Source organism: Pseudidiomarina terrestris (assembly GCF_030466405.1).
GTDB classification, from domain to species: Bacteria; Pseudomonadota; Gammaproteobacteria; order Enterobacterales; family Alteromonadaceae; genus Pseudidiomarina; species Pseudidiomarina terrestris.
Genome location: NZ_JAGGJF010000001.1, coordinates 380,028 through 402,676 on the forward strand (window position 1 = coordinate 380,028; position 22,649 = coordinate 402,676).

Here is a 22,649-nt window from a genome sequence, read left to right on the forward strand (position 1 = left end):
TAACCAGAAAAATTCCAGAATGTACCTGAAAATAGGAAATGTCTTCAATCAGTGAGTAACTCAATAATGGCTTCATTGGCTTCTGGGAATTGATAAGCTCCCAGCGCGTACACCGGCACCCAGAGCCACTCCTGACCGTCACACTGACTCACCTCGCCAGTAAAGGTGGTAATCCGCCAGACGTCCAACACGACGCGTTTATCGTTATAAGCATGATTGATCACCGTCAGCGGCGACGCTGACTCTACGCTAATATTGCACTCTTCCCGCAACTCACGCACTAAGGCGTCATAAACCGTTTCCCCGACCTCAACTTTACCGCCGGGGAACTCCCATTTATCGCCTTGATGTAAATCTTTATGTCGTTTACTGATAAACACGTCACCATCGGTGTTTTCTATCACACCAACGGCGACGTGAATGGGATCAGAGTTTGCCATGACAATGCTTGTACTTTTTACCTGAGCCACATGGACAAGGTTCATTACGTCCCACCCGCGGTCCGGCCTGGGCCGGTGCTGGCGGTGCCGCTTGTGGTGCTGGCTGGCTATCTGCTGGTGCAGTAGCGCTGGCACTTTCGTGTTTGAACTCCTGCTGCTGACGCGCGGCGGCTTCGCGACGCTTCTGCTCAACCGCTTCCACATCTTCTTCGGCGCGCACACGAACCTTGCTGAGTATCGTCACAACATCAAGTTTCAGTGCTTCCAGCATATCTGTGAACAGCTCGAACGCTTCGCGTTTGTATTCCTGCTTAGGATTTTTCTGCGCATAGCTGCGCAGGTTGATGCCCTGACGTAAATGGTCCATCGCCGCCAGATGCTCTTTCCAGTGCGAGTCGAGGCTCTGTAACATAATAGCTTTTTCAAACTGACGCAGAACCTCTTTACCGACCTGCTCTTCTTTCGCAGCATAGGCTTTTTCAAGTTCTTCAGCGATCTTCTCACGCAGTTTTTCTTCATGCAGATTATCGTCTTCATCTAACCACTGCTGAATCGGCAGCGGTAAATCGAAGTCTGAGCGCAGCCGTTCTTCCAGGCCTTGCACATTCCACATTTCTTCAAGTGATTGCGGCGGAATGTACTCATTGACCACCTGCTCAATCACGTCCGCGCGGATCACCTGCACGGTTTCGGAAATATCGCCTTCATCCAGCAGTTCGTTACGCTGTTCGTAAACGACTTTACGCTGGTCGTTGGCGACATCATCAAACTCAAGCAATGCCTTACGAATATCGAAGTTGCGACCTTCAACTTTACGTTGTGCATTTTCAATCGCTCGCGTCACCCATGGGTGCTCAATTGCCTCGCCACGTTTCATGCCCAGGCGCTTCATCAGACCAGCCATGCGATCCGAAGCGAAGATACGCATCAGACTATCTTCCAGTGACAAGTAGAAACGTGATGAACCCGGGTCACCCTGACGACCGGAGCGGCCACGCAACTGGTTATCGATACGACGTGATTCGTGACGTTCGGTACCAATGATATGTAAACCACCAGCAGCCACCACGGCGTCATGGCGCTTCTGCCATTCGGCTTTCACTTTATCGATTTGTTCCTGACTGGGGTCTTCGAGTTGTTCGATCTCCACCTGCAGGTTACCACCAAGCACGATATCCGTACCCCGGCCGGCCATATTGGTCGCGATGGTAATCGCGCCTGGCATACCTGCCTGAGCGACAATTTCCGCTTCTTTGGCGTGGAACTTGGCGTTCAGTACTTCATGAGGAATCTTTTTCTTTCTTAAGAAGTTCGATAACAGCTCAGAGCTTTCAATCGAAATGGTACCCACCAATGCGGGCTGCATTTTTTCGCGGCACTCTTCGATGTCGGCAACAATGGCTTCAAACTTCTCTTCGGCAGTGATAAAAATCAAATCGGGACGGTCATCGCGAACCATCGGCCGGTTGGTTGGGATCACCACGGTTTCCAGGCCGTAAATCGACTGGAACTCAAACGCTTCAGTGTCAGCGGTACCTGTCATACCCGCGAGCTTGTTGTACAGCCGGAAATAGTTCTGGAAGGTGATCGATGCCATGGTCTGGTTTTCGTTCTGGATCTTCACGCCTTCTTTGGCTTCCATGGCCTGATGCAAGCCTTCCGACCAACGCCGGCCTTCCATAGTACGACCCGTGTGCTCATCGACAATGACGATCTGGTCATCTTTAACGATGTAATCGACATCTTTCTGGAACAGGTGATGGGCACGCAATGCAGCATTAACGTGATGCAGCAAGGTGATATTGGTTGCCGAGTACAGGGACTCGTCCTCGTCCAGCATGCCACGCTCTTTCAGGATGGCTTCGACGTTTTCCTGACCATTCTCGGTCAGATGCAGCTGTTTTGCTTTTTCATCAATAGTGAAATCGCCTTCGCCGCGCTTCTCTTCCGTGTCCTCTTCGTCAGCACGGGTCAGCAGCGGCACAATTTCATTCATTTTGATGTACAGCTCAGAGCTGTCTTCGGCAGCACCAGAGATAATCAAAGGCGTGCGTGCTTCATCGATCAGGATCGAGTCGACCTCATCGACAATGGCGTAGTTAAGTTTGCGCTGCACCCGCTCTTTTGGCGAAAACGCCATGTTATCGCGTAGGTAGTCAAAGCCAAATTCGTTGTTGGTACCGTAAGTAATGTCGGCCAGATAGGCTTGCTGCTTTTCCTGGTGCGGCATGCCGGGTACGTTAAAGGCCACGGTCATGTCGAGGTATTCAAACAATGGGCGGTTGGTTTCGGCATCACGACGCGCAAGGTAGTCATTCACGGTCACGATGTGAACGCCATCGCCAGATAAGGCATTCAGGTAGGCGGAAAGTGTCGCAGTAAGGGTTTTACCCTCACCGGTACGCATTTCAGCAATGCGGTTGTCGTTGAGGATCATACCGCCGACCAGCTGCACATCGAAGTGCCGCATATTGAACACCCGTTTACTTGCTTCACGAACCGTCGCAAAAGCTTCAATCAGCAGGTCATCAAGGGTTTCACCGTTGCCCAGGCGTTGTTTGAATTCAGCGGTTTTTTGTTTGAGTTCGCTATCGCTGAGTGCTTCAAATTCTGGCTCTAAGGCATTAATCGCAGCAACCTGTTTTTGCAATCCTTTGAGGATGCGGTCATTGCGACTTCCAAATACTTTGCGGAAAAGACTACCAAACATGTGATTATTTAATCCTGTATTTAAATGACAATGATGCTCTAGCGAGCATCACGATAAACATACTTGCTGGGATCAATCTGGCGTTCGTTGCGCAACACCTCATAGTGTACATGAGGCCCCGTAGAGCGCCCTGTACTGCCCAGTTTCGCGATTTGTTGGCCACGGGTTACTACGTCGCCCTCTTTTACTAAGAGTTCGGCACAATGGCCGTAGCGCGTTTTTAATCCGCCACCGTGGTCAATCTCAACCAGTTTTCCGTAACCGTACCGCTCACCCGACCAGGTCACGACACCTGCACCTGTAGCAAAAACACCGGCATCTTCCGCTAAATTCGCGAAATCAATACCGCTGTGCATGGTTGGCGTACCGTTAAACGGGTCTTTGCGTACGCCATAATGTGAACTGAGCCAACCGTCGTCAACTGGACGTCCGGCCACGTAGCTCTCTGCAGAGATATGATGACTCATTAACACAGATTCAAGTAGCGCCAGCTGTTTTTGTTTATCTTCCAACTGCGCCAGCACCGATTCCAGATCACTGATGACATCGCCCGAGGCCAGTTTCGGCGCATCGAGAATGGAGGTCTCAGGACCGCCCATTGCCAGCACCTCCTGCTCGCGGCTTTCGAGTTCACTGGCATCAATTTCAGCGGCATCCGCCAAGCGGCCACCCAGATGCTCTAAACGACGCAGTTTGGCGCGCATTTCACCCAGCGAAATCGTTAACGCGGTCAATTTCTTCTCCGCGTCGGCTTTGATTTCCTGAATAGCTGCTGATTGCGCCGCCAGCTGGATCTGCTCGGCGGTTATTTTACTGCGGACAGCATCTGCGCTGACGCCGCCAGACGCGCTCCAGGGCTTGCTAAAAGCCAGCCCGGCAAGCACGACAACGCCAAGCAACGACGCTAAGCGACGGCGACTCAAACGCAAACCAAATTTAACTTTGGAGCCTCTATAGAAGACTGATAGACTCATGCAACCTCTCGTTGCTAAAACATTAACTGGGCTATTATCGGGTTATGCCACGCCGCCGACCGAAAAAACTGGATCAACTGCTAGGTAGCCAGCGATTACAACAGTTTGCTGACTTTACCGAGCAACATCAACGCTGGCAACAGCTATTACGCGACTGTTTCGAGAAACACTCGCTGCAGCAACTCTTACCCCAGTGTGAAGTCATTGCGGTAGGCGCTTCTGCCCTGATCCTACAGGTTTCCTCGGCACCGATCGCGCAGCGCCTAAAAACCGACCAAGCGGGCATTATAACGTATTTTCAAACTCATGCTACGCCTGCGGTGACATCCCTTGAGATCCGCATTCGACCAGGCCGTCATGTGAAGTCTACAGAAACACCGCCAGCACCAGTAAAAGTTGAAGTAAAAGAGTCAGATACCGTGCGCAAGCTACGTGAGCAGGCGGAGTTATGTGAGGAGCCGCTGCGTTCGCAGCTATTGGCGTTAGCCGATAAATACAGTAGCCCGTAGGTTTGCTACGGGCTGCCGTTAGCTTAAGCGGTGACCGGGTTGCCGAAGGTGATTGGAGCTTCGACGGTTTCGTCTTCGAAGGTAACGAATTCCCAGGCTTCCTGGTGTTGCAGAACTTCCCGCAACAACTGATTATTCAGCGCGTGGCCTGATTTAAACGCCCGCAAATGACCCAGAATCGCGTGGCCACCCATGTACAGGTCACCCACAGCGTCAAGGATCTTATGCTTGACGAACTCATCGTCGTAACGCAGACCATCACTATTAAGTATGCGGAATTCGTCCAACACCACAGCGTTGTCAAAACTACCGCCCAGCGCCAGGTTGTTCTCACGTAAGAACTCGATGTCCTTCATGAAGCCAAACGTACGCGCCCGGCTGATGTCTTTCATAAAGCTGGACGTACTGAAGTCCATACTGACAACCTGATTGGTATCAGCAATCGCCGGATGGTCGAAGTCGATGGCAAAATCGATGCGGAAGCCATTGTGGGGTAGTAGTTCCGCCCATTTGTCACCTTCTTCAACCCGAACCGGTTGCTTGATCCGGATAAACTTTTTCGCTGCGCCCTGTGTTTCGATGCCCGCGCTTTGCAGCAGGTAAATGAAAGGATGCGAGCTACCGTCCATGATTGGAATTTCATGGCTGTCGACTTCAATAATGAGATTGTCGATCCCCATCGCAGCAACTGCCGCGAGCAAATGTTCAACCGTAGAGACACGTACGTTGTCATCGTTAATTAAACAGGTACACATGCGGGTATCACGCACCAACTCGGCATCGGCACGAATATCCACTGCGGGTTTTAAATCGACACGACGAAACACCAGACCGGTATTCGCCGGTGCCGGACGCAGGGTCAATTGAACCTTGTTGCCTTTGTGCAAACCCACACCTGTGGTTGCAATAGACTGTTTAATTGTGCGTTGTTTCATCGTTCGCTCTCATTCTCACTATGTCGTCTGACCAGTAAAAGGCGCAATAGTTTACCCATAAATTGCGTTTTTCGCAATTTTCTAAACCGCTTTACCTAATCTTTACGCTGTTTTAGTCTACTTGACGACGTAAAAACGCTGGGATATCAAGATAATCCATATCTTTGTTGCCCTGCGCCTGTGGTTTCGCTGTTGGCTTTTCAACCTGAACTTCGTAATCTTCCTGTTCCAGCTCTTCCGTATCTTCGTCAAGCACTCGTGCGGTCGCGGCACCGCTGCCCTGGTAGCCGGCAGAACGTCCATAAGCTGCATCACGCGGCTTGTCACGGCCAGGGTTATTCACCAGTGAAATATCTGGCTTGCGCTCGGCACCAATGCCGGTGGCGACCACGGTAACGCGCATCTCTTCCGACATTTCCGGATCGATGACCGTACCCACAATCACTGTGGCATTTTCTGAAGCGAAGGCTTTTACCGTGTTACCCACGATTTCAAACTCTTCAATGCTCATGTCCATGCCGGCAGTAATATTGACCAGCACGCCACGGGCACCTGACAAGTCGATGTCTTCCAACAGCGGACTGTTGATCGCCATTTCAGCAGCTTCTTGTGCACGTTCTTCACCGCGCGCAATGCCGGTACCCATCATGGCAGTACCCATCTCACGCATAACAGCTCTTACGTCAGCAAAGTCGACATTGATCAAACCGGTACGGGTAATCAAGTCGGCAATACCTTGTACCGCACCCAACAAGACGTTGTTTGCTTCACTGAAGGCAGACAACAAGCTGGTGCCTTTGCCTAATACTTTCAGCAGCTTCTCGTTCGGGATAGTGATCAAGGAATCGACGTTACGCGCCAACTGCGCGATACCTTCGTCGGCAATCGCCATCCGCTTGCGACCTTCGAACGGGAAGGGTTTGGTGACCACAGCTACGGTCAGAATCCCCAGCTCGCGCGCGACTTCTGCAACCACTGGCGCAGCACCTGTACCTGTGCCACCACCCATGCCTGCAGCAATAAAGATCATGTCCGCACCCTGCAGATTTTTCTTGATCTCTTCACGCGACTCTTCAGCCGCCTGCCGGCCAACTTCAGGGTTGGCACCGGCACCCAGTCCTTTGGTAATGTCATCACCCAGTTGAATGGTCACGTGGGCACCGTGGTTACGCAAAGACTGCGCATCAGTGTTAGCAGCAATAAACTGCACACCTTCGATGGATTCTGTGATCATGTGTTTGACGGCATTACCACCACCGCCACCTACACCTATCACTTTTATGACGGCATCGCTGTCAAAGTTGTCGACTACTTCGAATACTTCAGACATGTTGTTTCTCCTTTTACCTGCTTAGTGTACTACCCCAAAAATAATTTCCAAAGTGTTGTTTTTATTAAAATTCACCTTTAAACCAACCGTGTACGCGTTTCCACAAACCGATCACGTTATTATCACGCGCTTCGTCCTGGCGCGCTTGCAGATCTTCCTGGCCGTAACGGAGTAAACCGACGGCCGTGGCGTAGGTTGGGTCCTGCACATAATCACTTAAGCCCTGCATTCCCAACGGTTCGCCTAAGCGCACGGGCATCTGAAATATCTCTTCGGCAAATTCAATGGCGCCTTCCATGCGACCACAGCCACCGGTTAACACGATGCCTGCAGCAATTTGCTCATCCAACCCGCTTTGTTTTATCTCGTCCCGGATCAATTCAAACAGTTCCTGGTAGCGCGGTTCAACCACCTCAGCCAAAATATGTCGTTGCATCACCCGCGATGGCCGACCACCGACCGACGGCACTTCGATGTTGTCGTCTTTACTGACCAGCTGACAGAGCGCACAGGCGTATTTGGTCTTAATTTCTTCAGCGTGATTCAGTGGCGTGCGGAAAATCTTCGCAATATCACTGGTCACCTGATTACCGGCTGCTGGAATCACGGCGGTATGACGCAGCACACCACCGGTGTAGATGCAGATGTCGATGGTGCCTGCGCCCATATCAACCAGGGCTACACCTAAATCTTTTTCATCGTCAGTCAGCACCGAGTAACTCGACGCCAGGGCCGAGAAAATCAAACGGTCGACGCGAAAGCCACAACGTTCAACAGCTTTTTCAATGTTCTTCGCCATGTCGTTGGCACAGGTGACGATATGAACCTTTGACTCCATGCGCACCCCGGACATGCCAATCGGGCTCTTGATGCTCTCCTGTGAGTCAATCACGAACTCCTGCGGCAACACGTGCAAAATGCGGCGTTCCTGAGCAATAGGTACCGATTTGGCAGCATGAATAACGCTATCAACGTCGTCCTGGGTGACCTCTGCCTCGTTAATAGGGACCATGCCACTCTCGTTCTGGCAGGAGATATGGCGTCCGGAAATATTCAGGTACACCGAAGCGATGCGACTGTCCGCCATCAGTTCCGCTTCTTCAACGGCACGTTGGATCGACTGCACCACCAGGTTCAGGTCATTCACACCGCCTTTATCCATGCCCCGGGCCGGCGCCGCGCCGACGCCAATGACACTGATTTCACCATCAGGCATGACTTCGCCAATCAACGTCACAATTTTACTTGTGCCGATATCTAAGCCAACGACCATGTTCCGTTCTGTTGCTTTTGACATGCCTATTAACTCTCTCGTTGTTGTTCTTCTGGGTCGCGCCAGCGTACAGCGACACCCGTGTCATAACGTAAATCCACCGAATCCAGTGGCGCATCCTGATGCTTGCGCAGTTGCGGCTGCAAATCGATAAACCGCTGTACCCGCTCCAGCAAGGCCTCGCGGCCAAGTCGTAAACTGGTGCCATCATTAAGCAGCAGCTCCAACGCAAATCGCTTACTCAAGTCCAGCTGGCTGACCTGAAAGCCGTTTAAACCCAGCAGTTCACTGGTATTGCGATAGTGCTTTACCACCTCAGCGACCGCATGTTCCGGGCCGGAAAGATAGGGCAGAGCTTTCCTCAGCACCGACTTATCTGCGTAAAACACTGTCCCTTCCTGATTGACCAGCGCATCATCACGCTGATTTGCATTCCAATGCGCAAGTGGTTGCTGTTCAACCACAAATACTTTCAAAATATCCGGCCATTCTTTGCGTACGGAAGCTCTTGCCACCCAGGGCATCGCTTCAACGCGCGTGCGAATCTGATCCACATCTGCTGAGAAGAAACTCCCCAGCGGCTCACCCAATAAGGTGTCGCGCACATCGGCTGGAGTCAGATAGGCCAATTCGCCTTGCACCACCAGTCGTTTTAACGGCACTTCCTGAGCATCCATGGCGGTGTAGTACAACCAGCCGATACCGGTAAAGGTGCTGGCAACCACCACCAAAAAGAACGCAAGACCTGACCAGAAGTGCCAGTTAACATTACGTTCCGCCGCGGCCATTTTCAGCCCTCTCCGTGGCGTAAAATCGCCACCACCAGTTGCTCGAAACTCATGCCGGCGGCCTTCGCTGCCATCGGCACCAGACTCTTCTCTGTCATCCCCGGCACCATATTGGCTTCCAGTAACCGGAAATGGCCATATTTGTCACACATCACATCAACGCGGCCCCAGCCAGCGCCATCAAGACTGCGAAACGCCGCTTCAGCCAGTTGCCGCAAAGCGAGCTCTTCGACCTCGCTTAAGTCCGCCGGGCAGTGATATTGCGTATCGTTGGCCTGATACTTCGCATCGTAATCGTAAAATTCGTGGCTGGTTTCTAACCTGATGGCCGGCAAAGCTTTATTGTTCAGCAATGCCACCGTGAACTCCGGCCCACTCAGCCAGCTTTCGACCAGCACTTCATCATCAAACTTCCAGGCTAAAGCCACCGCAGCTTCAAGTTGTGCAGCAGTGGCTGCAGAACTCATACCAATGCTGGAACCTTCCTGGGCCGGCTTGACCATCACCTTGCCACCCAATTCGCCCAGTAACCTGGCATAGTCCAGCGTCTCGCCCTGACTCACGACCACGCTTGGCGCGACAGGTAAACCCGAGGCTTGCCAGATCTGTTTGGTTTTGACCTTGTCCATTGCCAGCGCACACGCCAGCACACCACTGCCGGTGTAAGGGATGCCTAAATAATGCAATGCCCCCTGAATAGTGCCATCTTCGCCACCCCGGCCATGCAACACGTTAAACGCCCGGGTGAAGCCTTGTTCTTTCAGTTCTGCCAGTGGGTTATGGGCTGGATCAAAGGCATGCGCGTCAACCCCCGCGTTACGCAAGGCCTGAACCACAGCCTGTCCCGAACGCAGCGAGACTTCCCGCTCGGCCGAGTCGCCACCCAGCAGCACCGCAACTTTGCCAAACTCGCTCATGCCTGCTCCTCCGTGTAAGCTGCACCCGCCCGGCGCAAGGCATCGGGCTGTAATTCGGTGGCCGCTAAGTCTTTTGCGATGGCCCCAATATTGCCAGCGCCTTGCGCCAACAACATATCCTTGGGTTGCAAAATGTCAGCCAGAACTTTCATAAGTTCGCCCCGGTCACCGACATAAATCGGCTCAACTTTTCCGCGCAGTCGCAGCGATTTCGCCAGCGAACGACTATCTGCGCCCTGCACCGCTGCCTCGCCGGCACTATAGACATCGAGCAGCAACAGCACATCGACCTCTGCCAACACCGAGACAAACTCATCGTATAAATCCCGGGTGCGTGAGTAACGATGCGGCTGAAATGCCATGACCAGGCGATGTTCAGGCCAACCGGCCCGGGCCGCGGCTATGGTCGCGGCAACTTCAGTCGGATGATGACCATAATCATCGATGAGCATGACCTCGCCCTGTTGGTTATCCCGCTCACTTGGATACTGGCCGAGTAACTGAAAGCGGCGACCGATACCACTGAAATCTTTCAATGCCTGTTGAATGGCCGCGTCGTCGATACCTTCATCGGTGGCGACTGCGATCGCGGCCAGCGCGTTGAGTACATTGTGCCGGCCAGGCAAGTTGACCGTCACGTCCAGCGGCGCTTTCGCTTTACGATGAACCTTAAAGTGACTCTGTCCGCTCTGCTGCTGGTAATCGGACCCACGCACATCAGCATCGTCGCTAAAGCCATAGGTCGTCATTTGCCGGCCAATCCGCGGCATTAACTCGCGAATCACCGGATCATCGACACAAATCACAGCCAGGCCGTAAAACGGCAGGTTGTGCAGGAAGTCGATATAGGTATCCAGCAAACGGTTGAAGTCACCACCGTAAGTGTCCATATGATCGGCTTCGACATTAGTGACCACTGCGACCATAGGTTGTAAGTGCAGAAACGACGCATCCGACTCATCGGCTTCGGCAATCAAATATTTACTCGAACCCAAGCGGGCATTACTACCAGCACTGTTGAGCAAGCCACCAATAACAAAGGTTGGATCCAGTTCCGCCTCGGCAAAAATACTGGCCAGCAACGAGGTTGTGGTCGTTTTGCCATGGGTGCCAGCCACCGCAATCCCATGCCGGAAGCGCATCAGCTCCGCCAGCATCTCAGCGCGGCGAACCTGTGGAATAAACGCGGCCTGAGCGGCTTGTAACTCGCTGTTGTCCGGCTGTATTGCCGAGCTCACCACGATGACATCAGCGCCGGCAACATTGCTCTCGTCATGCCCCATGTAAATCGTAGCGCCTAACTCAGCCAGACGTTTGGTGTTAGCGTTTTCAGCCAGGTCTGAACCGGTAATGGTGTAGCCCTGATTCAACAATACTTCGGCGATACCGCCCATTCCGGCACCACCGATTCCGACAAAGTGGATTCGGCGGACACGGCGCATTTCCGGTACGCTGACAGCGGTGAATGGGGTTGACGTCATAGCCATTGCTCACACCTCTCAACCACGACTTCGGTGGCATCGGGACGCGCCGCCGCCTGGGCCCGCGTCCGCATTTGTTCTAATTGTTCAGGATGCGCAAGCCAGTCTTCCAGGATGTCGACCAACGGCTGAATTTTCTCCAGCTGGGCTTGCGGCAACAATGCGCCGGCTCCGGCGCTTACCAATTCTTTCGCATTAGCGGTTTGATGGTCATCGACCGCGTGCGGCAAAGGCACAAAGAGTGCCGGTGTCGCGACCACTGCCAGTTCACTCACGGTCAGTGCGCCAGCCCGGCAGATCACGACATCAGCCTGCGCATAGGCGCTGTGCATGGCCTCGATAAATTCCACCACTTCAACAGCGGCGATGCCTTGCTGCTGATACGCCTGCTCAACCTCGGCGACGCGGCCCTGACCGCACTGATGTACGACCTGCAGTCGCTGCAGTGCGCTCAGTTGGCCCACTGCTTGCGGCACTGCCAGATTGAGCGCCTGAGCACCAAGACTGCCACCGACCACCAGCAAGCGTAGTTTGTCATCTGTTGATTTTTGCGGCTGTGCACCCATCCAGTCGGCGCGCAACGGGTTACCCGTAACTTCCGCGCCGGGCAGCTGCTGCTGTGCAGCGGCGAAGCCGACCATCACGTGCTGGGCGAAGCGCGCCAGCATTTTGTTCGTTAATCCGGCCACCGCGTTCTGTTCATGTACCAATAACGGAATCCCTGCCGCTTTTGCGGCGAGTCCGGCAGGCCCGCAGACATAGCCGCCGAAACTCAGCACCACCTGCGTGCGATGCTGACGATAAAGTTTACGGCACTGACCGATGGCTTTCAGCATCCGCAGGGGCATCATCAATTTGCGTAACACGCCATGACCGCGCAGCCCTTGCATGGAGATCTGCTCCAACTGGAAACCAGCGGCGGGCACGACGCGTGCCTCTAAGCGTTGCTCCGTAGTGCCAAGCCAGACCACGGTGTGGCCGCGCTCGCGCAATTTTTCGGCAACGGCCAGGGCAGGAAATACGTGGCCACCGGTACCAGCAGCAGCAATCATAATCTGGCTCATGCTGAAGCCCTCCGTCGCCGTAGCCCGGTCCGTGGAGTGACCTTCACACTTGCCACCCGTATTTCGTAGTCAATGCGTAATAACACTCCCAGTGCGACACAGCTTACCAACAGGCTGGTGCCACCATAAGAAATCAGTGGCAGGGTCAGACCTTTGGTGGGCAGCATACCGGCCGCAGCGCCTATGTTGACCAGTGCCTGAAAGGCAAACCAGATGCCGATGCCATAGGCGACAAAGGCGCTGAAGCGCGCGTCCATCTGCAGCCCCCGGCGGCCAATCAAAAGTGCCCGCACAACAATGGCAAAGACCGCCAGCAACACCGCTACGATGCCCAGAAAGCCAAGCTCTTCCCCAACTACGGCCATGATAAAATCCGTATGTGCTTCAGGTAAGTACTGTAATTTCTGAATGCTGTTCCCCAGGCCTTGGCCCAGCCAGTCACCCCGGCCAAATGCCATCAGCGACTGGGTCAGCTGATAGCCGCTGCCAAACGGGTCCTGCCAGGGATCAAGGAAAGAGGTCACGCGCTGCATACGGTACGGCTCTTTAATGATTAACAGGGTCACCACCACAGCGAGGGTGATAATGATGCCGAAGAACTGCCACAACCGCGCGCCAGCCAAAAACAGCATGCCCACAGCAATGCTGACCATCACCGCCATTGAACCGAAATCCGGTTGCATCAGCAGCAACACCGCAAAACAGGCCAGCACGCATAGCGGTTTAAAGAATTCTTTCAGGTTTTCCTGCACCAGATTGATACGCCGCGCCAGGTAGCTACTCAGGTAAATGACGAAAAAGAATTTAGCCAGTTCCGCCACCTGCAACGTAATAGGTCCGAATTTGAGCCAGCGCTGAGCGCCATTGACTTCATGGCCGATGAGCAGCACTACAATCAGTAACGCCAGGCCCAGTAACAGCAATCCGCTGCTACCTTTGAACCACCAGTCGGACGGTACCTGTACCACGGTCGCCAGCAACGCCAACCCAAGGGTCAGGTACATGCAGTGACGAATGACAAAATGAAACGGATTATTGGTTAAACGCTCGGCGACCGGAAACGACGCTGAACTGACCATTACCAGACCAAACGCCAGCAGGCCCAGGGCCAGCCATAACAGCACGCGGTCATAAAGAATGCTCTGCTCTGGCAACCACCAGTCGCGAATCCGCGTCCACGGCGACTGCCCGGCAGCAACTTCCTGAATGCTGAGTTCAAGTTGCTGCTCTTTACTCTCTTTCAGCTGCTTGGCGCGAAGTGCTGCGGTATCAGTCATGCGGCACCTCCTGCGCTTGGTTCTCTTGCAGTTGCTCCAGCACCGCGGTTTTAAACTGCTCACCGCGGTCCTGATAATTTTTAAACATGTCCAGGCTGGCGCAGGCTGGTGCCAGTAACACCGCACTGTTGCGGGTAGCCAGTTTGTCCGCAACCCGAACCGCTTCCGTTAAATCCTGTACCTGAGTCACCTGATCGTGATGCTGAGCAATACGATCCGCATCACGGCCAAGCACGATGAGTTCATCAACCAATTGCAGCGCGCTTCTGAACGTGACGAAGTCAGCGCCTTTACCATCGCCGCCGGCGATCAGGATAAGTTTACCGGTGACCAGCGGACGCAAGCCCTCAATGGCCGCTTCCGCGGCGCCAATATTGGTTGCTTTTGAGTCGTTTATCCAGCGCACACCGTCGCTATCGGCCACCAGTTCACAGCGGTGGGGCAGCCCTTTAAATGCCCGTAATGCCGGTAGCACTTTGGTTAACTCAATTCCCATGCTCAGCACTAACGCCAGGGCAGCCTGCACGTTCAGCAGATTATGCACGCCGGCAAGCTGCAACTCCGATGCGGCGATTAACGGCTCATCCGCGACGCAGATAAACAGCTCATCATCACCCTGGCACAGGCCCAACAAGCCCGGCACTTCGTTATCAGGGGCGTCACGACCGAAGCTAAGCTGCTGCGCGAGGGGGATGGTCTGCGGCGCGGTGACACGCTGATCACGATTCCAGATGCCGAGCTCGGCATTGCTATAGATACGATGTTTAGAGGCAGTATAAGCCTGCCGGTCAGCATAGCGATCTAAATGGTCATCGCTGATGTTGAGCAGCGCCGCGGCGTGCAGCTTAAGGTCGTGCATGCTATCCAGCTGAAAGCTCGACAGCTCAAGTACGTAAACCTCCACCTCCGGAGCCAGTACGTCCAGCATCGGCACGCCGATATTGCCACCCACCGCTACATTCTTACCGGCGGCGCGCAACAGTTCACCGGTCAACTGAGTAACCGTGGACTTGCCGTTCGAGCCAGTGATCGCCAGCACCGGTGCCTGCGCATAGTGCGCGAAGATATCCGCATCCCCAACCAGGCAAATGCCGGCGTCCTGGGCCATTTGCAATGCCGGCAGGCGCAAATCCAATCCCGGACTGACCACCAGCAGGTCGCAGGCGGCGAGTTCGCCAATATCAAGTTCACCGGTAAAGAGTTCCAGCGAGCCATCTAATTGCTGTAACTCGTCCGCCAGAGGCGGCTGCGCACGCGTATCAAACACTAACGGTCGAATCCCCTGCTGCAACAGAAAGCGCACACACGAAAGTCCCGACTGGCCGAGTCCGACCACGCCGATGACATCGTATTTGTGCAGTGCTGCAAGGTAACTCAAGACCGCTCCTTAACGTAGCTTCAAGGTCGCCAGACCTATCAGGACAAAGACCAGTGACAAAATCCAGAACCGCACGATAACCCGTGGCTCTGGCCAACCTTTCAATTCGTAGTGGTGATGAATGGGTGCCATTCTGAACACGCGCTTGCCGCGCAGTTTGAACGAGCCCACCTGGAGCATCACGGATACAGTTTCCATCACAAACACACCGCCCATGATGAATAAAATCAATTCCTGCCGGACCATGACCGCAATGATTCCCAGCGCCGCACCAAGGGTCAGCGAGCCGACATCGCCCATAAAGACCTGCGCCGGATAGGTGTTGAACCAAAGGAAGCCCAGCCCGGCGCCGCAGATGGCGGTACAGACCACCAGCAGCTCGCCGGATAATGGCAAGTGCGGGATGTTCAGGTACGCGGCAAAATTGATGTTGCCTGAAACATAGGCAAAAATGCCTAAGGCGCCAGCCACCATGATGACGGGCACAATGGCCAGGCCATCCAGACCATCCGTCAGATTCACAGCGTTACTGGTGCCGACCACCACAAAGTAGGCAAGCAGGATGTACAGCATGCCAAGCTGTGGCATCAAATCTTTGAAGAAGGGCACCAGCAACTGAGTTTCAGCGCCAACGGTGGCGTTGGCATAAAGCACAACAGCTGCTGCGGTGGCAATCACCGATTGCCAGAAGTATTTCCATTTGGCCGGCAAGCCCCGCGAATTCTTTTGTACCACTTTGCGATAATCGTCGATAAAGCCGACCAGCCCAAAGCCAATCACCACCCCCAACACCACTTGCACGTAGCGATTGGAAAGGTCAGCCCAAAGCACGGTGGAAAGTACGATGGCGGCAATAATCAGCAGGCCGCCCATGGTCGGGGTACCGGCTTTACTCAAATGCGACTGTGGCCCGTCATCACGAACCGCCTGGCCGATCTGCAAGCGCTGCAGATAGCGAATCAACCGTGGTCCCATCCACAGCGCGATCAGCAGCGCCGTCAGCACACTTAAAATAGCGCGCATGGTCAGGTAGGAGACGACGTTAAAGCCGCTTGCAAACTGGGTTAAATAGTCAGCTAGCCAAACTAGCATGCGTGTTTTCCTTCTTGGCCTAAGCTTGGGTGTAATTCGCTTGCGCGTGCTTGCAGGGCTGCGATAACACGTTCCATATGGGCACTACGTGAGCCTTTCACCAAAATGGTAATAGGCGTTGAAGCCTGTTGCGCAGCTGCAATAATGGCATTCACCAAAGCGTCCTGGTCGGAAAAATGTCTGCCACCACGGCCATTGAACACTTCACTGGCGCTCTGGCTCAGCACTCCCAAGGTATAAAGATTGTCGATATTAGCTTGAATCGCGTAGGCGCCGATCTCTTCATGATAATGGCGGGCGTCCTCACCAAGCTCTCCCATATCGCCGAGCACCATCATGCGCCAGCCCGGGTAAACTGCAAGCATGTCCAGCGCGGCTTTCACCGAGCCAACATTAGCGTTGTAACTGTCATCAATGAGTTTGATATGGTCACTTAAAGGCACCACCTGCATGCGTCCGGGAACTGGCTTTAAAGCCGCCAGGGCAGCCTGTGCATCAGCGAGCGGACAACCTACCTCAACGGCAGCAGCTATGGCTACCAGTGCATTGTCAACGTTGTGTAAACCTGGCAGGTTAAGCGTGATTCGTGCTGATTCCGCGGTGCCGCTCAATGCTTTGTCCAGATCCACAGTAAAGCTGGCACAGCCCTGCTCGTCGATCGCAACATCGGTTGCGCGAATCGCAGCGCCGGTGTCCTGACCAAAGGTCAAATGGCGGCAATGGGTAATCTGTTTTTGCCAGGATGGCGCAAACTCTGAGCGAATCGGGGTCAGCGCTAAGCCATCGGCATTCAAGCCTTTAAAAATTTCGGACTTGGCGCGAAATACACCATGCACGCTACCAAACCCTTCCACATGCGCCGGTGCGACATTATTGATAATGGCGACATCCGGTTGTGTTAAGCGGGTGGTATAAGCAATTTCACCCAAATGATTTGCCCCCAGCTCGATAATCGCCAGGTCATGGCTTGGCTCTAAGCGCAATAAGGTTAAGGGCACGCCGATGTCATTATTAAAGTTGCCCGCTGTGGCCAGCACATTGCCCTGGGTTTGCAAAATCGCCGCCAGCATCTCTTTGACGGTGGTCTTGCCACTGCTGCCAGTGATAGCAATAGTTTTTGGTTGCACACTGGCTTTTACCGCGGCGCCGAGCTGACCCAGTGCATGACGGGTATCAGCGACCACAATTTGCGGTACCTGCTGCGCGTCTGGCAGGTCCACATGACGTTCGACCATGAGTGCTTTCGCACCTTTACTCACGGCATCGGCCGCAAACTCATGGGCATCAAAATTAGGCCCCTGCAGAGCAATGAATAAGCAGCCCTCGGGCAGCTCACGTGTATCGGTACTGACCGACTCAATACTGCAGTTATCGCCAAATAACTGACCGTCGACGGCACGACTAATCCACTGCATATCTGTTTTGATCATGACTGCCCCCCGCTCACCTGTTGTCTCACTAACAACTCAGCAACCAGCGCGCGCTCATCATAGGCAATGCGCTGCTGGCCAATTACCTGATAATCTTCATGGCCTTTACCGGCCAGCACCACAACGTCTTTCGGCTGGGCTTTGGCAATAGTTTCAGTAACGGCGCGCTCGCGTCCGGCAATAACCTCAACCTTGTCCTGCTGAGGGATCCCGGTCAAAATATCGCGCACAATCTGCTCCGGCTCTTCCGTACGGGGATTGTCGTCGGTCACCACCACGCGGTCGGCGAATTGAGCGGCGACGGCGCCCATTTGCGGGCGTTTGCCACGGTCGCGGTCACCACCGCAGCCGAATAAGCACCACAGCTCGCCGTGACAATGCCGGCGCAGGGCAGTTAACACCTGCTGCAAGGCATCCGGCGTATGCGCGTAGTCAACAATAACCAGCGCCTGGCCCGGTTGCGTAAAGGCTTCCATGCGTCCGGGCACAGGATGCAATCCACGCACCGCCTGACAAATTGCGGCCCAGTCGAAATCCAGCCGGGCAACGGCAACCATCGCCGCCAGCAAATTGTAAATATTGAACTCGCCCAACAGCGGAGAAGCGACCGGGTACTCAAGGCGCCCGCTCTCGGCGGGGACGTTGAGCGTGAAATCTGTACCGGCATCACCAAAATGCACTGCACTCGCATACACGCCGTGCTCATGCTGCTGCGGATGTAAACTAAAACGCCACGCATCGGGACGGTCCGGCAGCCAGGCGCTTAATGCCGCATCATCACTGTTCAATACAGCGTTTGCGGAGCTAAGCTCGGTAAACAGACGCCGTTTGGCACCGGCGTAATTGCTCATCGTGCCGTGGTAATCCAGGTGATCGCGGCTGATATTGGTCGCCACTGCGACAGCAAAAGGAATAGCTTCCACGCGTCGTTGCACCAGGGCATGCGAGGAAACTTCCATTGCCACCACGGTCGCACCCTCGGCACGCAGGGCGGCCAGGCGTTGCTGCACCGCAATCGGATCCGGGGTGGTGTGGGTTTCCGGAAGTAAAGCGCCAGGGAAACCGCTGCCTGTGGTACCAATCACACCCGCTTTCACACCCAGTCCATCCAGCAACTGGGCTATCAAATAGGTTACGGAGGTTTTGCCATTGGTGCCGGTAACCCCGATCACCTGCAGATGTTTGCCGGGTTCGCCGTAGAATCGTGCCGCAATGCGCGACAACTGCTCTTTCAACTGGGGAACCTCAACCACTACCGTGTTGCCATGCTGCTCGACATCGACGCCATCGGCTTCACAAAGCACCACGCTTGCGCCCGCAGCGATGGCCGCATCAATGTAATCGCGGCCGTCGACCTGATAGCCCGGCACCGCTACAAAAGCATCGCCTGGTGCCACTTGCCGACTGTCCAGTTTCAGGCCACCAATGGCGACCTCCGGCAGGGGCAAAGGGTAGACAGGTAAAAGCTGTGGCAACTGCATCATTGTCCACCTCCAAAGCCTGCGACCCGCAGTTGCGTGTCTTCCAGATGGTCAGGGGCAACATTCATTGCCCGCAGTGCGTCACCGACGATTTCCGCGAAAATAGGTGCGGAAACGGTACTGCCATAATAATCATCACCGCTTGGTTCATTGATCGTTACCACTACCGCGATGCGGGGGTCGCTCACCGGCGCCACGCCGGCGAACAAGGTCACGTATTCATCACCGTAGCCACCGGCAATTGCTTTTCGTGCCGTGCCGGTTTTGCCCGCCACCCGATAGCCTGGCACCCGCGCGTTTTTGGCGCTGCCATCTGCGACCACCTGCTCTAACATCAGCAGTACCGCTTCAGCATTCTCACGCGATACCACTTGGCGGCCGGGCGGCAATTCACCCTCTGCGCGACGCTGAATGGTTAACGGACGGTGCACACCGCCACTGGCGATGACCGAGTAGGCCTGGGCCAACTGCAGTGTCGTTGCCGTCAGGCCATAACCAAAGGATAGCGTTGCCACCTCAAAATCTGACCAGCGTGTGCGATGTTGCAGCACGCCATAACTTTCTCCAATCATGCCAATACCTGTGTCATTGCCGAGGCCGACCGCAGCATAGGTTGCCAGTAGCTGCTCGACACCTGTGAGTAAGGCAATCTTGGACGAGCCCATATTGCTGGAGTTCTGTAAAACTTCGGTAATGCTCTGCTCGCCGCGGTTGATCGGATCGCTGACCCGGCGACCGCCGAGGCGCATCCAGCCAGGATTGGTATCGATAATGGTATCTTTCTCAATTGCGCCAGCTTCCAGTCCGGCTAAAACCACCAATGGTTTCATCGTTGAGCCAGGCTCGTAGGCATCGGTAATGACCCGGTTACGCATGCGATGCGGTTGCAAATCGGTGCGATTATTCGGGTTAAAGGACGGGCTGTTGACCATCGCCAATACTTCGCCAGTGTCAACATCGACAATCACTGCTGAACCCGAGGTTGCCTGATGATAGCGCACGGCTTTTTTCAACTCGGCATAGGCCAGTGATTGCAAACGTTGATCAATACTTAGCGTTAATTGTTTTGGTTGTTTGGCGGCGGTAGTACTTATTTCTTCAACAACCCGTCCTTGTGCATCCTTGCGATACAGCCGTTCACCCGGCGTCCCTGTTAGAACCTCGTTATAAGCGGCTTCAAGCCCCTCAATGCCCATACCATCGATATCGGTAAAACCCACCAGATGCGCGGTGATTTCACCGACCGGATAGAACCGGCGTGATTCAGTTTTTAAATAGATGCCAGGAATTCCCAACTGGCGCACGTAATCTGCGACCGCTGGCGTGACCTTGCGCTCCAGATACACAAACCGGCGCTTCGGATCGGCGACCCGGGCCATTAAGGTGTCCACATCAGTACGGAAAACCTCAGCCAGCGCCAGCCAACGCTCGCGATTCGCTAAGCCCTGGCCCTCGTGTACGCGCTGCGGATCTGCCCATACGGTTTGCACGGGCACACTTACCGCGAGCTCGCGGCCGTGACGATCGACGATGGTACCGCGCTGTACCAGGGTTGGATCCATCCGTAGCGAGCGGCGATCACCTTCGTAAATCAGTTGCTCAGGCTCAATCACCTGGATGAAAGCGGCGCGCCCAACCAGACTTGCAAACACTGCAAATACGACAAACAGAGCAAAGTAAAAACGTCCCTGCCCTAAATGCGGCTGTATGCCCTTTTTCTGATTGCGCTTCCGAGGTGTTACTGCCATGGCACCAGCACCTCCTGTTTTCCTTCCGGACGAACCATGCCTAGCCGCTGACTGGCAATCCGCTCTACCCGACTGTGCTCGGTCAACGCCGTTTGCTCGATTTGCAAGTGGCGCCACTCGATGTCAATTTGATCACGCTGCGATAACAGATCATCGCGTTCTATGGTCAACAAACGATTCGCATGCGCGATATAGATGACTGCCAGTGCGCTGGCCAGGATGCAGGCAAATAACAAAATCACCAGCTTCTGCTGGCGTAAGTCATTAAACAACACAGATAACAAAGTCGGCACGCGGCTATTGGTCATAAGGTAACCTCTCTGCCACACGCAACACAGAACTGCGCGCACGAGGGTTGTCGCGCGTTTCTGCAGCACTGGGCTTGTTCGCTTTGCCAATCAGTTTCACGGTTTCACCGCGATCGATTTGATCATCACGCAGTGGTAACCCCGCCGGAATGGCTTTTCCTTTGCTTTGTGCCCGAAGGAAGCGTTTCACCAACCGGTCTTCCAGGCTATGAAAACTAATTACCGCCAGTCGTCCATTGGGTTTCAGACCAGTGATTGCGGCTTTCAGCGCCTGTTCAATTTCATCCAGCTCGCCGTTGATGTGGATACGAATACCCTGAAAACTACGGGTGGCGGGATGCTTATGCTTATCTTTGAAGGGCACGGCCTTATCTATTAAGTCAGCCAGCTGCTTAGTGGTGGTCAGTGGTTGCTCGTCACGATGTTGCACGATGGCCTGCGCAATACGCCAGGCAAACCGCTCTTCGCCATACTCGCGCAACACGAAGGCAATTTCATCGGCAGTTGCCGTCATTAAAAATTCCGCTGCTGTCATGCCGCTGCTGGTGTCCATACGCATGTCCAGGGGACCTTCACGCATGAAACTAAAGCCGCGCTCAGCATCATCAAGTTGTGGGGATGAGACGCCAAGATCAAATAAGATACCGTCAAGCTTGCCACGCAGTTGCTGCGTTTCCAGCACGTCATCAAGACGTGAGAAGGGAGTGTGGATGATGGTAAAGCGTGGGTCGTCACGCAGAGCTTCAGCGGCTTCAATCGCGGTGGGGTCGCGGTCGAGCGCTATCAGTCGGCCCTGGTCATTGAGTTGTGACAATATGGCGCGTGAATGCCCCCCTCTTCCAAAGGTGGCATCGAGATAAGTTCCGTCCGGTCTGATGGCAAGAGCCTCGATTGACTCCTGTAACAGCACCGAGACATGTTGCGGCGCTTTTGTCATTATAATGAGAAGTCTTGTAGTCGATCACTGAGTGCCAAATCGTCCTGTTGTTCTGCTGCCATATCAGCAGCAACCTGTTCTTGCCATGCCGCGTCTGACCAGAGTTCGAACTTATTGAGCTGACCGATAATCATGATCTTTTTATCCAGATCTGCGTGTTGACGCAGGGTTGGAGCAATCAGGATACGGCCATTTTTGTCCATCTGGCAGTCTTCGGCGTGACCCAACAGTAAACGTTGAAGACGACGCTCTGCGGGGTTCATACTGGATAAGGTGGTAAGTTTTTGTTCGATGATTTGCCATTCCGGCAAAGGATATAACAACAAGCAAGGCTGCTTGATATCTATGGTACAGACCATCTGGCCTTCACAGTCAAGCATAAGGCTCTTCCGATACTTTGCTGGTATCGCAAGACGGCCTTTGTCATCTAGACTTAATGCTGCTGCACCACGAAACATAAAATTGATCCACTATTACCCACAAATCCCCACAATGTGACAGTCTAGGTGCCGATCTTTCCCACTGTCAAGAAAAAAAGGGGACTTTGCGACATGCGACAGGGCTTGACGCACTGATA

At 54.1% G+C, this 22,649-nt stretch carries 20 protein-coding genes; 1 reads left to right on the plus strand and 19 read right to left on the minus strand.

The window, feature by feature from the left end; translation table 11 throughout:
• Positions 1–44: 44 nt before the first annotated feature.
• From mutT to J6J34_RS01745, 3 genes are read right to left on the minus strand one after another with little or no spacing between them, the layout of a single operon-like run.
• Entirely contained in the window at positions 45–440 is a 396-nt protein-coding gene (gene mutT / locus J6J34_RS01735) for an 8-oxo-dGTP diphosphatase MutT (protein WP_301719475.1), read from the minus strand.
• The gene (gene secA / locus J6J34_RS01740) at positions 427–3,150 is read right to left on the minus strand and encodes a preprotein translocase subunit SecA (RefSeq protein WP_301719474.1); all 2,724 of its coding nucleotides are present in this window, start codon (positions 3,148–3,150) and stop codon (positions 427–429) included. The genes mutT and secA overlap by 14 nt, the downstream gene beginning before the upstream one ends.
• A gap of 38 nt (positions 3,151–3,188) precedes the next feature.
• Positions 3,189–4,124 carry a M23 family metallopeptidase gene (locus J6J34_RS01745; protein WP_301898407.1) on the minus strand — a complete coding sequence of 312 codons (936 nt, stop codon included), beginning with the start codon at positions 4,122–4,124 and terminating at the stop codon, positions 3,189–3,191.
• Between the two features lie 44 nt (positions 4,125–4,168).
• On the opposite strand from J6J34_RS01745, the gene J6J34_RS01750 reads away from it, so the two are divergent.
• Positions 4,169–4,633 carry a hypothetical protein gene (locus tag J6J34_RS01750; protein WP_301719470.1) on the plus strand — a complete coding sequence of 155 codons (465 nt, stop codon included), beginning with the start codon at positions 4,169–4,171 and terminating at the stop codon, positions 4,631–4,633.
• Positions 4,634–4,656: 23 nt separating this feature from the next.
• On the opposite strand, the gene lpxC is transcribed toward J6J34_RS01750, so the two are convergent.
• The 16 genes from lpxC to mraZ all read right to left on the minus strand — a co-directional run bounded on the left by lpxC (position 4,657) and on the right by mraZ (position 22,530).
• Positions 4,657–5,568 carry a UDP-3-O-acyl-N-acetylglucosamine deacetylase gene (gene lpxC, locus J6J34_RS01755; RefSeq protein ID WP_301719469.1) on the minus strand — a complete coding sequence of 304 codons (912 nt, stop codon included), beginning with the start codon at positions 5,566–5,568 and terminating at the stop codon, positions 4,657–4,659.
• Positions 5,569–5,680: 112 nt separating this feature from the next.
• The gene (gene ftsZ / locus J6J34_RS01760) at positions 5,681–6,898 is read right to left on the minus strand and encodes a cell division protein FtsZ (protein WP_301719467.1); all 1,218 of its coding nucleotides are present in this window, start codon (positions 6,896–6,898) and stop codon (positions 5,681–5,683) included.
• Positions 6,899–6,962: 64 nt separating this feature from the next.
• On the minus strand, positions 6,963–8,195 hold the full coding sequence (ftsA, locus tag J6J34_RS01765) for a cell division protein FtsA (RefSeq protein ID WP_301774351.1): 1,233 nt from the start codon (positions 8,193–8,195) through the stop codon (positions 6,963–6,965).
• A gap of 5 nt (positions 8,196–8,200) precedes the next feature.
• Positions 8,201–8,959 (minus strand): cell division protein FtsQ/DivIB, encoded by a 759-nt coding sequence (locus tag J6J34_RS01770; RefSeq protein WP_301719464.1) that lies wholly within the window; start codon positions 8,957–8,959, stop codon positions 8,201–8,203.
• A gap of 2 nt (positions 8,960–8,961) precedes the next feature.
• The gene (locus J6J34_RS01775; RefSeq protein WP_301898408.1) at positions 8,962–9,876 is read right to left on the minus strand and encodes a D-alanine--D-alanine ligase; all 915 of its coding nucleotides are present in this window, start codon (positions 9,874–9,876) and stop codon (positions 8,962–8,964) included.
• Complete coding sequence (murC, locus tag J6J34_RS01780; RefSeq protein WP_301898409.1) at positions 9,873–11,363, minus strand: UDP-N-acetylmuramate--L-alanine ligase; 1,491 nt, start codon at positions 11,361–11,363, stop codon at positions 9,873–9,875. Before murC ends, J6J34_RS01775 begins: the two co-directional genes overlap by 4 nt.
• Positions 11,354–12,421 (minus strand): undecaprenyldiphospho-muramoylpentapeptide beta-N-acetylglucosaminyltransferase, encoded by a 1,068-nt coding sequence (gene murG / locus J6J34_RS01785; protein ID WP_301898410.1) that lies wholly within the window; start codon positions 12,419–12,421, stop codon positions 11,354–11,356. The genes murC and murG overlap by 10 nt, the downstream gene beginning before the upstream one ends.
• On the minus strand, positions 12,418–13,665 hold the full coding sequence (gene ftsW, locus J6J34_RS01790) for a cell division protein FtsW (protein ID WP_323125226.1): 1,248 nt from the start codon (positions 13,663–13,665) through the stop codon (positions 12,418–12,420). Before ftsW ends, murG begins: the two co-directional genes overlap by 4 nt.
• Positions 13,666–13,690: 25 nt before the next feature.
• Entirely contained in the window at positions 13,691–15,076 is a 1,386-nt protein-coding gene (murD, locus tag J6J34_RS01795; protein WP_301898411.1) for a UDP-N-acetylmuramoyl-L-alanine--D-glutamate ligase, read from the minus strand.
• 9 nt (positions 15,077–15,085) lie between these two features.
• The gene (gene mraY, locus J6J34_RS01800) at positions 15,086–16,168 is read right to left on the minus strand and encodes a phospho-N-acetylmuramoyl-pentapeptide-transferase (RefSeq protein ID WP_301719456.1); all 1,083 of its coding nucleotides are present in this window, start codon (positions 16,166–16,168) and stop codon (positions 15,086–15,088) included.
• A complete protein-coding gene (locus tag J6J34_RS01805) occupies positions 16,162–17,598 on the minus strand; it encodes a UDP-N-acetylmuramoyl-tripeptide--D-alanyl-D-alanine ligase (RefSeq protein WP_301898412.1) in 1,437 nt (478 codons plus the stop codon). Before J6J34_RS01805 ends, mraY begins: the two co-directional genes overlap by 7 nt.
• Positions 17,595–19,082 (minus strand): UDP-N-acetylmuramoyl-L-alanyl-D-glutamate--2,6-diaminopimelate ligase, encoded by a 1,488-nt coding sequence (gene murE, locus J6J34_RS01810; RefSeq protein WP_301719453.1) that lies wholly within the window; start codon positions 19,080–19,082, stop codon positions 17,595–17,597. The genes J6J34_RS01805 and murE overlap by 4 nt, the downstream gene beginning before the upstream one ends.
• A complete protein-coding gene (locus J6J34_RS01815; protein WP_301719451.1) occupies positions 19,079–20,827 on the minus strand; it encodes a peptidoglycan D,D-transpeptidase FtsI family protein in 1,749 nt (582 codons plus the stop codon). The genes murE and J6J34_RS01815 overlap by 4 nt, the downstream gene beginning before the upstream one ends.
• A complete protein-coding gene (ftsL, locus tag J6J34_RS01820; protein WP_301719450.1) occupies positions 20,818–21,135 on the minus strand; it encodes a cell division protein FtsL in 318 nt (105 codons plus the stop codon). The genes J6J34_RS01815 and ftsL overlap by 10 nt, the downstream gene beginning before the upstream one ends.
• Positions 21,125–22,075: a 16S rRNA (cytosine(1402)-N(4))-methyltransferase RsmH gene (rsmH, locus tag J6J34_RS01825; RefSeq protein ID WP_301835617.1), complete on the minus strand. Its 951-nt coding sequence runs from the start codon at positions 22,073–22,075 to the stop codon at positions 21,125–21,127. Before rsmH ends, ftsL begins: the two co-directional genes overlap by 11 nt.
• Complete coding sequence (gene mraZ / locus J6J34_RS01830; RefSeq protein WP_126763691.1) at positions 22,072–22,530, minus strand: division/cell wall cluster transcriptional repressor MraZ; 459 nt, start codon at positions 22,528–22,530, stop codon at positions 22,072–22,074. The genes rsmH and mraZ overlap by 4 nt, the downstream gene beginning before the upstream one ends.
• Positions 22,531–22,649: the final 119 nt, after the last annotated feature.